We start from the raw sequence: 16,349 nt of genomic DNA, 5'->3' as shown, positions 1-16,349 counted from the left end.
CCTGAAATTTAGGAGTGCTTAAATGTTATTTCGTTTTTGCGTTACGCTCTTTCTATTATTTATCAATGCAGGTACCGTGTTGGCAGAGCAGTGCTCGGCTATTTTCCCTGATGCTATTCAAAATAATAACAACAGTGGTGAAATTACTTTTGCACAAGATGCGCAAGTATTTAATAGCCCAGATAACACCCTTGAATCTAGTAGCAATATTAATGACAGTGTTAATTTACTCCTAACGTGTGATACCAGTAACTGTACCCATTCAGGTGATTCAGCCGAATCGGAAAACTGGAATAGTTTTCCTAATAATAACAACAATATTAATATTGGCTATCTTCAAACACTGACTCTTGAGCCAGGTGTATATAACAATATCACTTTTGCCACCAACGCTACCTTGATTGTTAAACCAGGTGATTACCGGCTTCGTGGTGATTTAAGGCTTGATTATCAAAGTAAAATCATAGTCGAGGGCTCTGGTGTTGTTCGCATGTTTGTGCGAGATGACATTATTTTAGCCCAAGCAAGTGAAATTAACCTAGACGGCGATACTGGCCAGTTATTGCTTTATAGCGATGATGATATGGATATTGGTTATCAAACTCTTGTCAATGCATATCTATACGCTGAAAGAGACGTGGATATTGAACAAGCTGCTCAAATAGAGGGGGCGATTAGCGGTAGAAATATTGATTTGGGGTATGCAGCACAAGTTACTTTTGTAGATACAGAGCCTGATTTTGGTGATTTTTGTGAGGGAACAGTTATACCTTCACCCCCTCCAAGTTGTGACATTCTTTTTCCCGGAGATAGCCCTTTAGGTAGTATTGGTAATATTGGAGATATTGATATAAAGGGTAGCGCAGAATGTAATGGTAGTAACTGTTCTATTGAAGATGTTACTGAGGAACGTTTACCTACCATACCTTCCGGGGGTAGTGATCTTGGTGAGTTTAATCGAGGATCAATCACTGATACTGATTACAATTTCTATAATAACTGGCGCTCTAATCGAACCACGGTTAATTATACCGATAGCGATGGCACTGCAGTCGTTTACATCGAGAGTAACGGCGATGATATTATTATCCCGGAAGGAACCAATTTAAATGCTTCAGGTGTTCCTGCAGAAGTGCTCTTGGTTATAAAAACCGATAAAAAAGTAGAAATAGGAAAAGATTCAACCTTAAATGCTTTCGTTTATATCGTTGCAGATGAAGAGATAAAAATTAATGAAGATGTAGTTATTAACGGCGCTATTACGGTAAATACTGATAAATTAACCGTTGAGGATGATGTTGAACTTAATTTTGATATTGAGGATCTTGATGGCTTTGATCCACATGGGTTTTGTGAGGTAGTAGAGCCAACTTCAAACTTACTCGGCTTATATCACTTTGAACAAGATAATTTTAATAGTCAAATTGATGATAGTAGTGGTTTTGATAATCACGGTAGCAACTTAGGTGGTGCCTCCACCTCTGGCGGTAAGTATTGTCGCGCTTTTGATTCAAATGGCACTAACCAAGAAATAGCCACCGATAATGCGTTTACTTCTAATTTAGATTTAGATACAGATATTGGTGTCCAAGGCAGTATTAGTTTTTGGTTTTATAGTAATACAGACTGGGATGAAGGTGGCTATAACGGCGGTGAAAGAACTCTATTTGACGCCTCTTTTGGCCCTGATACGGTAAACAGTAAATATTTTACTTTAAAAATATTAGCGAATGGCTTGTTACGTTTTGCCTTTGAAGACTCTAGTGACGCTGATTTCCAAATGACTGAGCCTAGTGGCACTATCCGTGATGCCGCCACATGGTACTACATAACAACGACATGGGATTTAACTAATAACACCTTTCAGCTATATGTCGATGGAAACTTAAGGCTTGAACAAAGCTTTAATACCAATGGTCAACTCAGTGATTTAGGGGATGTTGTCTTTGGTGATAACGCCAGTACTTACGCTAGAAATAATAACACCTCTTTAGCGTCTAGAACTTCTGCAAATGGCCGTTTTGATGAAGTTCGCCTCTATAACAAAGTCATTTCTCAAACTGAAATTCATACGGATATGGCAGATGAATCTGCTTGTAGTTCATCATTGATTGCTGAGTGGCGTATGGATGAAGTGTCATGGACTGGCGCTGCTGGTGAAGTTATCGATGAAACAGGAAATTTTCATGCTCGAGCTTATAATGCTACTACTGAACAAGCTAGCCCTGCAATTGTTGGTAATCCTGGTACTTGTGGTTATGGCGTGTTTAATGGCAGTAATGGTTATGTCGAAGTAGCCGATGATCCGCAGCTTGATCTTGAAACAGAGTTAACAATTACTACTTGGATTCGTCCAGACTCAATACCTTCTTCGGGATTAAAAACAATATTGTCTAAAGATGAAAATTATGAATTTCATCTGAATTCTTCCGGTGAAATATTTTGGTGGTGGAGTACAAGCTCCTTTGCCTCATCAGGAGCAAATATTGTTCCGGGCAATTGGTATCACATCGCCATTACTTATAAAAGTGGTGAACAAAAAATCTATGTTAACGGTGTTGAAAGAGGTTCCAGAACGCATACTGGTAATTTAATTCTAAATAATGATCCTTTACAAATTGGTCAAGATCAAGGTTTTGTAGGACGATATTTTGATGGCAACATTGATGAAGTTAGAATTTATGGTAGTGCTTTAAGTCAAAGTGAAGTGAATGAGATTTATAATGAAACTCATCCTTGTGCTGTTTACATCGACCACTTTGAAATTGATGCCATTGATGGACAAGGGTTAACGTGTGAAGCTGATAATATTAATATCAAGGCGTGCTCGGATGCTGCTTGTTCGATACTTTATAATGATGCAACTGACGTACAGCTCTTTATTAATGGAGGCTTTCATAAAACGGTTACTGTGGTAGGAAGTACAGATACTACCATTAATTACACCACTGCTGGCGTAGCGACTTTAGGTTTGGATCAAACCTTTGAGTGTATTAATGGTAACCCAGGTAATTGTGATGTTACCTTTGAAGATACCGGATTTAGGTTTTTCGCTGATACTGAAGGGACTCCTATCCCAACACAACTATCAGGCAAACCATCTAATACGGGTTACAATGCTAGTGTAATAAAGATTCAAGCGATAGAGAAGAATCCAGACTCAGGCGCTTGTCAAGCGGCTGTGGTTGACACGACTAAAATGGAAATGGCCGCCACTTGTGTTGATCCTGTAGCCTGTGCTGGTAATCAAGTCGCGATAGATAACTTAACGAATACCCTTAATATAAGTACAGTAAATAACGCAGATACCTTAACTTACAGTACAGTTAGTTTAGATTTTAGTGATGATACGGTTAATACTGCTGAGTTTATTCTTACCTATCCAGACGCGGGTAGAATTCAACTTTTTGCAAGGTATAACATTCCTGATAGTGATGGAAACCCAACAGGCAATTATATGTTTGGCTCCTCAAATAATTTTGTTGTTAAGCCGCTAGGTTTTTATATTGATGTTGAAAATAATCCTAAAGCAACTAGCCATTTAGGGGATGTGTTTATTGCTGCGGGTGAAAGTTTTACTACCCACCTTAGCGCTGTACAGTGGCAAGCTGGCGATGATGACAATAACGATGGTGTTCCTGATGATGGTGCCGATTTATCTGATAATTTAGTTGCGGTAAACTTTGGTAATGAAGTTGTTCCTGAAACCGCAATCATAAATCATGATTTGTATTTACCTAATCCCGCGGAATTAGGGGATTTAGAAAACAATAACTTCAATCAATTTATTTCAGGTGTCGCCACCCATAGCGAAGCTAATGGTAATGCTCTCGTTTATGATGAAGTAGGTATTATTAGTTTTGAAGCGAGCTTAATAGATAATAGTTACCTAGGTGCGAGTAATGTGCTTGGTTATGAGCCTTATGTTGGGCGGTTTATTCCACATCATTTTGAACTAACTATTGATACCGATGGCAGCTTTGCTGCAGTGTGTGCTGGTATAAATCCTGATATGGATTTTGCCTATATTGGTCAAGGTACTGTAGCAGATGAAGATATTGGTGTTTTACAATATCTTTTGCCTCCAATAGTCACTATTACTCCACAAACTCTTGATGGCGATCATACCCGTAATTATACCGGCGATTTTAATCTGTTATCACTTGCTGGTATCACTCGCTTCCAAGTAGATAATGGCTCTGGGACATTAGTGGATGCGCCTATTGAAGATATCACCACTGATGGTGTTGATGGTATTAATAAGGTGAAACTTACCAGTAATTTTAGTGATGGCACACTTACTGAAACAGCTGGTGTGCTAAGTTATGAATATAGCAGCGATGATAATTTTATTTATACTCATGAGCAAAATTCAGAAGTAGCGCCTTTTATTGCTGATATTAATCTGAGCTTATCTAGTGTGGTTGATGGAGATGGAGTAACTGCGAACGATGCCGATGATGTAGGTGATACTGGTGTTGCTACAGATACTGTTATTACCTTAAATCCTGTAGGTAAAGAAATACGTTTCGGTCGTGCCTATTTAGCCAACAGCTATGGCCCAGAAACTTCTGATTTACCTCAACCTTTTTCTGTGCAATACCTTAATGCCTCAAGACAGTTTGTTGTTAATGATTTAGATGTTTGTACTCACTTTAATACTGATAACATCACCCTAACAAGTGGAACATTAAATAAATTATTCACCAGAATGAATACGGCGAATGGTCAGCTTGATGATGAATTACCCCATGGCGAAACTAAGGCGTTGAAGTTGATTGCCCCTGGCGCTGGTAGGCAAGGAACGATTTTTGTCGAATATGATGTTTATCCGTGGTTAGAGTATGACTGGAACTGGAACGGCGTAGAAGTTAAGGTTTTCGATGAAAACCCAACGGGAATAGCAACCTTTGGTTTGTTTAGAGGTAATGATAGAATTATTTACCAACGAGAAGTTATTAACTAATACCATATTTACGTTAGGTTAATATAGTGATTTGATGTTATCTTGCCAGAGGCTTCCTATTTTGATGAAAGGGCGTTTTTGCCAAGTTCAGGCAAATTAACTACTCAAGAGACTAAAAAAACATTTTTAGAAAAATTTATTAAGCCCAGTTGAGGTTAAATAACAATTGTACTTCGCATCTTTATGCATACTAGGGTATGATTGGTCGATCAGTAATAAGCATTATAAACAAGTTACTAATTAACTCGCATTTTCACAGGATATTTCGAGCTTATGTTTAAAAAATTACGTGGTATGTTTTCTAACGATTTATCTATCGATTTAGGTACAGCAAACACTCTTATTTATGTTAAAGAACAAGGTATCGTTCTAAACGAGCCTTCTGTAGTTGCTATTCGCCAAGATAGGGCTGGTGGCTCAAAAAGTGTTGCAGCCGTGGGTGTTGCTGCTAAGCAAATGTTAGGTCGTACACCGGGTAATATTGAAGCTATTCGTCCGATGAAAGATGGTGTTATCGCAAACTTTTTTGTCACTGAAAAAATGCTACAACACTTTATTAAGCAAGTGCATAGTAATAACTTTTTACGTCCTAGCCCAAGAGTATTAGTATGTGTTCCTTGTGGTTCTACACAAGTTGAACGTCGTGCTATTCGAGAATCTGCTATGGGTGCCGGCGCGCGTGAAGTGTATTTAATTGATGAGCCAATGGCGGCTGCAATTGGTGCTGGTATGCCAGTGTCTGAAGCGACTGGTTCTATGGTGGTTGATATCGGTGGTGGTACTACTGAAGTGGGTATTATTTCATTAAACGGTGTTGTTTATTCGTCATCAGTACGTATAGGTGGCGATAAGTTTGATGAAGCTATTATTAATTATGTTCGTCGGAATTTTGGTAGCTTAATTGGTGAAGCAACTGCCGAGCGTATCAAGCATGAAATTGGCTCGGCTTATCCTGGTGAAGAATTAGTAGAAATAGAAGTACGTGGTCGTAATTTAGCTGAAGGTGTACCTCGCAGCTTTACCTTAAATAGCAATGAAATACTTGAAGCATTACAAGAGCCATTAACAGGCATTGTTAGTGCTATTATGGTTGCACTTGAACAGTCACCGCCAGAGCTAGCTTCTGATATTTCAGAGCGCGGTATGGTATTAACTGGTGGCGGGGCATTATTAAGAGACTTAGATCGATTATTAATGGAAGAAACAGGTATTCCTGTCGTAGTAGCTGAAGATCCACTTACTTGTGTTGCAAGAGGTGGCGGTAAAGCCCTAGAAATGATTGATATGCATGGGGGCGATCTTTTCTCTTATGAATAAAATTGATATTTCTTCTTTGTTATTTATTTCAATAACCGCGTTAAAAGTACTTATTGACTAGCGTCAACTCCGTGCTTTAGCCTTGTTGTTGAAATAAATTCCTGCGAAGAAACTATCAATTTACTAAATTGAGTTGAGATGAATAGAACTTACCATTTAAAGCGTGTAACTGGTTTTATATGAACCCAATTTTTAAACATGGCCCATCACCCCACCACCGACTTATTTTAGTGCTGATTTGCTCTGCGTTATTAATTTTCTTTGATCATAAAATGGCCAGTTTTGAATCAGTTAGAGGTTATCTACAGTCTTTAGTGAGTCCACTGCAATATATTGCTAATACGCCTAAACAAGTGATGACTTGGGCATCAGAAAATTTAGTGACCCGTCAACAGCTGATGAGTGAAAATCAGCAATACCGTTTAAATGAATTAACCTTTCGTGAGCAAGCGCTACAGCTTGATATTGTTAAGCAAGAAAATGCCCGTTTACGCTCTTTACTTGCGTCACCACTTCGCAGTGATCTTAAAAAAATGGTGGCGGAAGTTTTATCGGTAGATAGTGATCCCTATACTCACCATGTAGTGATCAATCGTGGTGCTAGTGATGGCGTGTACGAAGGGCAACCTGTGCTTGATGCGCAAGGGATTGTGGGACAAATTTTACATGTTGGTCAAACAAGCTCACGGGTTATATTAATCACAGATGTTTCTCATGCTGTACCGGTAAGAGTTAAACGCAATGGTTTAAGAATGTTAGCCAGTGGCAGTGGTCGAATTGATCGATTAACCCATAACTTTGTCCCACATAGTGCTGATGTTAAAACGGGAGACTTGTTAGTGAGTTCTGGTCTTGGCGGAAAATACCCTGAAGGTTATCCTGTAGCGACAGTGTCTTTTATCAGCCAAGATGAATCTCGTGAATTTGTGAGTGTCTATAGTACACCCATAGCAGAAATTGATCGTTTACGTTACCTATTACTACTGTCTGAAAGTAAACCTAAAAGTATTTTTGCCCCGAAAGCAACAACGCAAAAGGTAGGTCAATGATGCTTGCACATAATGGCATTATTATTATATTTACCCTGCTAATTGCTTTAATGGCTAGCATTATGCCTTTACCTTTAAGTGTTGATGCTTTTCGCCCTGACTGGGTGTTAATTGTGTTAATTTATTGGACCATGGCTTTACCCAATAGAGTGAATATTATTACTGCTTGGGTGATGGGATTTTTACAAGATGTATTGCTTGGCTCTGTACTCGGTGTTCATGCTGCTGGCATGGCAATTGCCATTTATATTGTGGCGGAAAGTTATCAAAAAATACGTAACTTTTCAGTAGGACAACAAGCCCTTATAGCTGGGATTTTAGCTGCTTTATATCATCTTGTGGTCTTTTGGTTGCAACGAATTTTAGTCGATGTGGTTTTTCTAACCAGTTATTTATACCCAGTGATCACTTCTATTGTTTTATGGCCATGGATGTTCTTATTGCTTCGTAAAGTTCGTCGTCACTTTTCTATCAAATAATACGTAGCTAAATAACTTCATGAAAAAACTTATACTGGCTTCACAATCACCTAGAAGACAAGCGCTGTTAAAGCAGTTAGGTTATGATTTTACTATTTTGGTGGCTGATATAGATGAGACAGCTCACAATGGTGAAACGGCTAAAGATTATGTATTGCGGTTAGCAGAGCAAAAAGCGCAAACAGTATTCGATCGCTTATCAACACAAGAACAAGCAAATACACTAGTTTTAGGCGCAGATACTTGTGTAGTTCATCATGGCAAGCTATTGGGGAAACCGGAAAACGAATCAGCCTGCATTCGTACTTTGAAACAATTAAGTGGCGAAAAACATCAAGTTTTCACCAGTCTTGCTGTCGTTGGTGATAATATAAATACTCAGGCAGTAGTAATTACTCAAGTGAGCTTTAAAACGTTATCAACTAGTGAGATTCAACGTTACTGGCACACAGGGGAGCCATGTGACAAAGCCGGTTCTTATGCTATTCAAGGTATAGGTGGGCAATTTGTCACGAATATTAATGGCAGTTATTCCGCTGTTGTTGGTTTACCATTGTATGAAACAGCGCAAATGCTAACAGAGCTAGGTTTACCGACGAGTATTCAATCAGCCCTGTAACCGACTGTATCAGTAGCGTTGCGTTATCATAGCAAGCTATCGTAATGACAAAGGATTATAAGATGAGTAGTGAGTTATTAATAAATGTTACCCCGAGTGAAACACGTGTTGCACTCATTGAAAATGGCTCATTACAAGAAGTACATATTGAACGCGAAGCAAAACGTGGCATTGTGGGTAATATTTATTTCGGTAAAGTGATTCGAGTATTACCCGGTATGCAAGCGGCTTTTGTTGATATCAATCTAGAAAAAGCTGCTTTTTTACACGCCTCAGATATTAATTCAAAGCTAATTTTAAACGAAGAAACCGAGCAAGTTCCTGATATACGCTCCCTAGTACATGAAGGGCAATATTTGATGGTGCAAGTGGTTAAGGACCCGTTGGGCTCTAAAGGAGCGCGTTTAACCACAGATATCACGATTGCCTCGCGTTATTTAGTGTTAATGCCATACTCAAGTCATGCGGGTATATCTCAGCGCATTGAAGATGACAAAGAGCGTAAACGTTTAAAAGATATAATTACTCCGTTTTGTGATGATGAGCAGGGTTTTATTGTGCGTACTGCCGGTGAAGGGGCTGGCGAGCAAGAGTTAAAACATGACGCAACGTTTTTACGTCGAGTATGGAAGAAAGTACAAGAACGAAAACAACGAAAGCAAGTTAAAATGCCACTCTATCAAGATTTGTCGTTATCTTTTCGGGTACTAAGAGACTTTGTCGGTATGGAGTTTGAACGCATCCGTGTTGACTCTAAATTAACCTATGAGCAACTTAAAGATTTCAGTGAAGAATTTGTGCCTGAGCTGACTAGCGTGATGGAGTACTACCCTGGTGAAAGACCCATTTTTGATTTATTTTCTGTAGAGGTTGAAATACAGCGCGCTTTACATCGAAAAATAGAATTGAAATCGGGTGGCTATTTAATCATAGATCAAACGGAAGCGATGACGACTATCGATATTAATACTGGTGCATTTGTAGGACACCGGAATTTAGAAGATACTATTTTTAGTACTAATATTGAAGCAACGCAAGCGATTGCTCGTCAACTAAGATTACGTAATTTAGGTGGTATCATTATTGTTGATTTTATTGACATGCATGATGAAGATCATAAACGCCGTGTATTAAGTAGTTTAGAAATGGCAATGTCGAAAGATAAAGTAAAACATAGTGTTAGTGGTTTTTCTTCCCTAGGGTTAGTTGAAATGACCCGTAAGCGCACCCGTGAAAGTTTAGAGCATGTGTTGTGTGACGAATGCCCTGTATGTACGGGACGTGGTAACTTAAAAACAGTTGAAACGGTATGTTTTGAAATATTACGTGAAATTGTTAGAGTAAATAGGGCACATGATGCCGATAAGTTTATTGTTTACGCCTCTTCTGCAGTGAGTGACTTTTTAGTGAATGATGAATTTCATAACCTCGCAGAAGTTGAGGTGTTTATTGGTAAATCAATCAAAGTGCAAACCGAAGCTATGTATTCGCAAGAGCAGTTTGATGTTGTCATGATGTAACACTTTAATCATGAGCAAATAGGAAAGTTAAAGTTAATGTCTGTTACAAACGTATCAAATCGTTGGTTAAACCGTATTTATAAAATACTGGCAATTTTGCTGGTACTTTTTGCGGTATTAATCAGTGCTTTTCGTTTGTTTCTACCCTATGTAGAGCATTATAAAGAAGACTTCCAAACTTATATTAATGAAACTAACCAAACCAATGTTGTTATTGGTAGCTTAGGGATGAGTTGGCAGCGTTGGGGGCCAACGATAGTCACCAAGCAAGTCACCTTAGTTGATAAGCCTGATGCCTATGTGTATATCGACCATTTGGAAATGCAAATAAACTTTTGGAAGTCGATTACCACACGAAACCTAGTCTCGAGTAATTTAATTTTAGATGGCGCTAAAGTCCAACTGTCACAAGGGGCGTGGAATAGTGAAGGTGCTGAAGAAAATATAGATAGCAGTGAGGCTACAGGTGATGAAGCTGAAGGCGGCTTTGAACAACTCACTTCAATTTTCTTAAATCGTTTAAATCAGTTCACACTGCGTGATAGCCATATAGTGATTCATAGTAAATCACTAGAGCGAAATTTTCATATTAATAATCTGCATTGGAAAAATAGGGGTAGTCGCCATCAAGCCCAAGGTAAAGTAATTGTTGATGAATTAAGTAGCAATAACTTAAATATGAAAATTGATGTTACGGGGGATTCAGTAGAAGAATTAGATGGCTTGATTTACTTAGAAGCTAACCACCTTGATATCACCCCCTGGCTTGACACAGTATTAGCGTTAGATAATGAACAAACCAAAGCTGATATCGGCTTTGCAACTTGGCTGAAAGTTAATAATGGCAAAATAGAACGTTTACAAGTTGCCTTACATGATAATTACATTAGTTGGCAGGATAAAAAGGGGCAGCACAACTTATCATTGAGTTCAGGACAGCTGTTATTGGTTAAAGGTAAATCTCCCGAGAGCTTTAAGCTGTTTAGTACACCGCTACAAATGACGCTCGATCAACAAGCTGAGCAAGAATATGTTTTTCAAATGAATAAAACCTCAGATGCCTTTTCTGTGTATTTATCTAAGTTTGATTTAGCACTTATTAGTCAAGTTTCTTCACTCTTCGTTAGTGATTTAGACACGCGTTATTTACTCTCTGATTTAAATGTTGTGGGTGAGGCAAGTGATATTTATTTCAAAAAATCGGCAGAGAATATTCAAGCATTAGCGAATTTTGAGCAGACTTCGGTGCAATATAGTCAAGGTATCCCAGGTGTGCAAAACTTATCAGGGCAGTTAAGCTTTGCTCAAGATACCTTGCATTTGGATTTAGCTGGCAAAGATGGTGCATTAGACTTTGACAAACTCTTTGTTGCGCCAATTGTATATCAAACACTTGAGGCTAATATTGCCTTAAGTTTGAGCGCTCCAACGCCTAATAAAGCAGGTTGGCAGTTACAGGTAAATGATTTAACTGTTGTTTCGCCAGAGCTTAAACTAAGTGCTGATATGGCTATTTTTTCTGAAGAAGGAAGCGATGTAGCTATGTCGCTTTTGGCAACGATTACCGAGGGTGATGCAAGTAAAGCAGGGCATTATTACCCTCTAACCACAATGAGCCCTGAATTAATTGCCTACCTTAATAATGCTATTGTTGCAGGCCGATTTGAACAAGCACAAGTGCTGATCAATGGTCCGCTATCAAGTTTCCCCTTTACCGATCATTCAGGTATTTTTGTCGTTGATGCCGAGCTTTCCCAAAGCACGTTTAATTTTGATGATGACTGGCCTAATATCACAGACTTTGCGGCTAACTTAAATTTTACCAATAACAGTATGCTGATAACCGGACGGGAAGGTAGCTTACTTGGCTTAGATGTCAATGGCATGCAAGCAGCTATTGATGATTTAGGTAAAGAGCAATTATTAACCGTTGATAGCCTTATTCAACCGTTATCAGCAGATTTGATTACGCAATTAATGATCAATAGCCCGTTAAAAGACAATGTCGGTGAAGTGTTAACACAATTACAAATTGGTGGTGATGTGCACGGTGAATTTCATTTGAATTTACCCCTTAATGCAACGCAAAATGTTGTTGCCAGTGGCTTGATTAATTTCTCTGATAATCCAGTTGCCTTGCAAACACCGCGTATGGATTTTGCAAAGGTAAACGGCCAGTTAAACTTTGCTAATGATCTTATCACGACAAAAAATTTATCCCTTACGTGGTTGGGGATGCCACTATCTTTAGATATTACCGGTGTTAATAAGGAAGAGTATTACGATACTGATATTGCGCTCGTAGCCGATTGGGATGAAAGTATTTGGCAGCAGAATGTTACGCCACTATTGAAAAAATATTCTGGTGGCCAACTGCAGTGGCAAGGAGATTTATCCTTACATCAGCATCATAATGGTGGCTTTTCCTATGATCTGAAAATTAATAGCGAGTTAGCACAAACACTGCTGCATTTACCTAAGCCGTATAAGAAGGCAGTAGGAGAAAAACTTCCTTTAATCGTGACTGTTAATGGTCAACTAGATGAATCAACGATAAATGTGAATTATGGCGAAGAGCTTGGTTTCTTTGGTGTGCTTGATCATGAAAATAGTTACTTTGAGCGCTCACACCTTGTTTTGGGTAATGAAAAAATGCTGTTACCTATGGATGGTTTTCATATTACAACCCAATTAGGCCATGCCGATTTTGCCCATTGGCAGCCTCTAATTAGCGATATTATTGATTCTGTGAGTAGTGCTAATGAGCAGCAAAGTGATACAGAAGACACAAAGCCCTTATTTTCAAAACCTGAACGTATCCGCGGGACGATTGCGAAATTAGATCTACTTGGCCAGCAGTTTAATAATGTCTCTTTTAACTTGTTAGATAAAACTGACTGGTGGTTATTGCAACTAAATGCGAAGGAAACACGTAGCCGAATTAAGTTTTATCCAAACTGGCTAGAGCAAGGTATAGATGTTAATGCAGACTTTATGCATTTATCATTAAATAGCGAGATAAATAACGAGGAAACACTTCTTGCTGAAGAAAGTGATGTTGTTGCTATAATTGATGAGCAAGATGTATTTGCAAATACACCAAAAATAAATTTTCATTGTGATCGTTGTTTAGTGGATAAACTGGATTTGGGTACGGTGAAGTTTGCGTTATCTCGTCAAGATGACAATATTATCAATATTGACCATTTTAACGCTAAGCGAGAGCAAGCTGAGTTTAGTCTTGCAGGTCAATGGCAAAAAGAAGGGCAACGGGCGACTACTTCTATTAAGGGAAATCTAACACTCAAAGATATTGAATATGAGATGAAACAACTGGGCTATGCTTCCATTATTCGAGACAGTGGAGGCAAGTTAGATTTTACTTTGAACTGGCAAGGTGGGCCACATGACTTTAGCGCCAAGCACCTCAATGGCGATATTTCAGCGACGATTGATGATGGTTATTTAGCTGAAGTAAGCGATAAAGCACGAATATTTTCAGTATTAAGCCTAGATTCCTTGGTTAGAAAGCTAACGTTAGATTTTCGTGATATTTTCAGTGATGGTATGTTTTATAGTGATATTAGAGGTAATTATCACATGAAAAACGGTGTACTTTATACTGATAATACTCGTATGAATGGCACCGCAGGTAACTTATTTATCAAGGGCAATACAAATTTTGCCACTGACATGCTTGATTATAAAATGACTTACAAGCCAAACTTAACTTCTAGTTTGCCGGTTCTTGCTTGGATAGCAACTTTAGATCCCGTACTGTTTTTAGCTGGGATTGCCATTGATCAGGTCATTACATCACAGGTTGTTTCAGAGTTTAATTTTGAATTAACCGGGAAAATTAAAGATCCTAACTTTAAAGAAGTGAATCGTAAAAATAGGGACATTAGTGTTGGTCGCTCCAAACCACCTGAATTTGTTGATAATGCAGATAAAGACAGTGTTGGTGATAATAAAGAATCAGAAAAAGAGCCGATTCAACCTCAATCACTTCAACAATATAAGTCTATTAATTATAGTGACGACTTAGCTAATGATCTGAAAAATGGCAAAAGCTAAGGTGTTATTTTAAGGTGTTAAAGTTAAGCGCAGTTCAATTAAATACTAAGCCAAATGTTGAGGAAAACCTTCGCACCATTACTAAATACTTAATGCAACTGACAACGAGTTATCAAGATGTAGAACATTTAGTGGTATTGCCTGAGTGTTGTTTGTTTTTTGGCGATACAGATAAAGGTCAGCTTGAACTCGCTAAAGCGAGTCAGCAATCACAGCACGTATTGATAAGTAGCTTACAAAGTAAATTAAGTGCTATAGCGAAGCAATTCAAGGTTTACCTTATCGCAGGTACGATTCCGATATTAACTGAGCAAGGTGATAAATTTACTAATTCCAGCTGTATTTTTAACCCTGAAGGGAAAATACTTGGCCGCTATGATAAAATCCACCTGTTTGATGTTAATGTACAAGACAGCGCTAGACAATATTGTGAGTCACGTTATACACAAGCCGGTGATACACCTTGTGTGGTTAGCACTACAATGGCTAATATTGGTTTAACCGTGTGTTTTGATTTGCGTTTTCCTGAGCTTTTTCAAACTCTAAATGACTTCGGCGCCGATATTATTACTGTACCGAGCGCTTTTACACGTGTAACTGGTAAAGCGCATTGGCAAACCTTGTTGCAAGCAAGAGCAATAGAAAATCAAGTATACATTATTGCTGCGGGGCAAGAGGGTATACATGACAATAAACGAGAAACCTGGGGGCATTCTATGATAATCAGTCCGTGGGGTGAAATTTTAGCGTGTATTGAAGAGGGAGAAGGGCTAATTACCACTGACTTCAACCCTCAAGAAATTCAAAGCACGAGAGCAAGCATGCCGTTAAAGCATGTTTTAAAAAATTAATTAATAACCGAGTTTTAAATGAATAAAGTTGAGCAAGCCTTACTAGCCGATAGCCAGATAGATGATGCTATTTTATCAGCCACCTTAAATAGCATGACAACGCGTCAAGTTGACTTTGCTGATTTGTATTTTCAGTCTAGCCAACATGAATCTTGGATGTTAGAAGACGGTATCGTTAAAGAAGGCTCTTTTAATTTAGAGCGCGGTGTGGGTGTACGTGCTATTTCTGGTGAGAAAACAGGCTTTGCTTATTCTGACGATATTTCACCACTGGCTTTACAGCAAGCCGCTGATGCCGCCAAAGGGATCGCTGATAGTGGTCAAGGAGCGCAAGTCCAAGCCTTTAAACGCCAGTCACCGATTAATATTTATCAGGCTGTTGAGCCGTTAGGCAGTTTAACGCAAGAGCAAAAAATATCTCTTTTACATGAAGTGGAAGCGCATGCCAGACAAATTGATAAGCGTGTTTCTCAAGTTATTGTTAGCTTATCGGGTGTGTATGAAAAAATATTAGTTGCTGCAAGTGATGGCACCTATGGCACTGATATTCGACCGTTAGTGCGACTGAATTGTTCAGTATTAGTTGAAGAAAATGGCAAGCGAGAAAGAGCCAGTGCTGGTGGTGGTGCTCGCACCGATTATAGTTACTTCTTTGAAGTAGAGCAGGGTAAAGCTCGGTATTTATCTTTTGCTGAAGAAGCGGTTCGTCAAGCATTAGTGAACTTAGTAGCCATTGAAGCGCCTGCAGGAACCTTGCCTGTTGTTTTAGGTGCAGGTTGGCCAGGTGTGCTATTACATGAAGCAGTGGGGCATGGTTTAGAAGGTGATTTTAACCGTAAAGGCTCTTCTACTTTCTCCGGTAAAGTTGGCTCTAAAGTGTGCTCTGAGCTATGTACTATTGTCGATGATGGCACAATGGAAAATCGACGTGGCTCATTGAGTATTGATGATGAAGGTACACCGGGTCAATATAATGTCTTGATCGAAAAAGGTATTTTAAAAGGCTATATGCAAGACAAGCATAACGCCGGTTTAATGGGCGTAAAACCAACGGGTAATGGTCGACGTGAATCTTATGCTCATTTACCTATGCCCAGAATGACCAATACTTACATGCTGGCTGGTGAATCGAGCCCAGAAGATATTATTAAATCAGTGAAAAAAGGCATTTATGCGCCCAACTTTGCTGGTGGACAAGTTGATATCACATCAGGGAAGTTTGTTTTTACTAGCTCAGAAGCTTATATGATTGAAAATGGAGAAATCACTTCTCCAGTTAAAGGCGCTACACTTATAGGCAGTGGCCCTGAGGCGATGAATAAAGTCTCTATGGTTGGTAATGATTTAAAGCTTGATGCCGGTGTCGGTGTCTGTGGTAAAGATGGTCAAAGTGTACCTGTTGGTGTTGGACAGCCAACATTGAAAGTGGATGAAATGACAATTGGTGGTACTCAGTAACAGGCTGAATAAG

Annotated in this window: 9 protein-coding genes; all 9 read left to right on the top strand. The window is 38.9% G+C overall.

All coding sequences use genetic code 11. From position 1 onward, the window contains the following. The first annotated feature begins 22 nt into the window (after positions 1-22). The 9 genes from AC27GZ_RS01770 (at position 23) to tldD (ending at position 16,336) form a co-directional block, all read left to right on the top strand. Positions 23-4,966, top strand: a complete 4,944-nt coding sequence (locus tag AC27GZ_RS01770; protein WP_487093158.1) for a DUF6701 domain-containing protein — start codon at positions 23-25, stop codon at positions 4,964-4,966. Between the two features lie 273 nt (positions 4,967-5,239). Further along, entirely contained in the window at positions 5,240-6,283 is a 1,044-nt protein-coding gene (locus AC27GZ_RS01765; RefSeq protein ID WP_487093157.1) for a rod shape-determining protein, read from the top strand. 179 nt (positions 6,284-6,462) lie between these two features. Then, on the top strand, positions 6,463-7,332 hold the full coding sequence (gene mreC / locus AC27GZ_RS01760) for a rod shape-determining protein MreC (protein WP_487093156.1): 870 nt from the start codon (positions 6,463-6,465) through the stop codon (positions 7,330-7,332). Continuing rightward, positions 7,332-7,811 (top strand): rod shape-determining protein MreD, encoded by a 480-nt coding sequence (gene mreD / locus AC27GZ_RS01755; RefSeq protein WP_487093816.1) that lies wholly within the window; start codon positions 7,332-7,334, stop codon positions 7,809-7,811. The genes mreC and mreD overlap by 1 nt, the downstream gene beginning before the upstream one ends. Before the next feature lie 19 nt (positions 7,812-7,830). Further along, the gene (locus AC27GZ_RS01750; protein WP_487093155.1) at positions 7,831-8,430 is read left to right on the top strand and encodes a Maf family protein; all 600 of its coding nucleotides are present in this window, start codon (positions 7,831-7,833) and stop codon (positions 8,428-8,430) included. A 62-nt stretch (positions 8,431-8,492) separates the two neighbouring features. Next, complete coding sequence (rng, locus tag AC27GZ_RS01745; protein ID WP_487093154.1) at positions 8,493-9,950, top strand: ribonuclease G; 1,458 nt, start codon at positions 8,493-8,495, stop codon at positions 9,948-9,950. Positions 9,951-9,986: 36 nt separating this feature from the next. Then, on the top strand, positions 9,987-14,027 hold the full coding sequence (locus tag AC27GZ_RS01740) for a YhdP family protein (RefSeq protein WP_487093153.1): 4,041 nt from the start codon (positions 9,987-9,989) through the stop codon (positions 14,025-14,027). Between the two features lie 14 nt (positions 14,028-14,041). Continuing rightward, the gene (locus AC27GZ_RS01735) at positions 14,042-14,878 is read left to right on the top strand and encodes a carbon-nitrogen hydrolase family protein (protein WP_487093152.1); all 837 of its coding nucleotides are present in this window, start codon (positions 14,042-14,044) and stop codon (positions 14,876-14,878) included. An 18-nt stretch (positions 14,879-14,896) separates the two neighbouring features. Beyond that, on the top strand, positions 14,897-16,336 hold the full coding sequence (gene tldD / locus AC27GZ_RS01730; RefSeq protein WP_487093151.1) for a metalloprotease TldD: 1,440 nt from the start codon (positions 14,897-14,899) through the stop codon (positions 16,334-16,336). Positions 16,337-16,349 lie beyond the last annotated feature (13 nt).

The sequence above is a fragment of the Colwellia sp. SU-HH00943 genome, from assembly GCF_057546125.1.
Note: the sequence above shows the minus strand (reverse complement) of the source record. Positions and strands in the feature narration are given on the sequence as shown.

Bases quoted from the DNA above. Each gene is read 5' to 3' on its own strand.
- AC27GZ_RS01770 (WP_487093158.1), top strand. From the start codon at position 23: ATGTTATTTCGTTTTTGCGTTACGCTCTTTCTATTATTTATCAATGCA.
- AC27GZ_RS01765 (WP_487093157.1), top strand. From the start codon at position 5,240: ATGTTTAAAAAATTACGTGGTATGTTTTCTAACGATTTATCTATCGAT.
- mreC (WP_487093156.1), top strand. From the start codon at position 6,463: ATGAACCCAATTTTTAAACATGGCCCATCACCCCACCACCGACTTATT.
- mreD (WP_487093816.1), top strand. From the start codon at position 7,332: ATGCTTGCACATAATGGCATTATTATTATATTTACCCTGCTAATTGCT.
- AC27GZ_RS01750 (WP_487093155.1), top strand. From the start codon at position 7,831: ATGAAAAAACTTATACTGGCTTCACAATCACCTAGAAGACAAGCGCTG.
- rng (WP_487093154.1), top strand. From the start codon at position 8,493: ATGAGTAGTGAGTTATTAATAAATGTTACCCCGAGTGAAACACGTGTT.
- AC27GZ_RS01740 (WP_487093153.1), top strand. From the start codon at position 9,987: ATGTCTGTTACAAACGTATCAAATCGTTGGTTAAACCGTATTTATAAA.
- tldD (WP_487093151.1), top strand. From the start codon at position 14,897: ATGAATAAAGTTGAGCAAGCCTTACTAGCCGATAGCCAGATAGATGAT.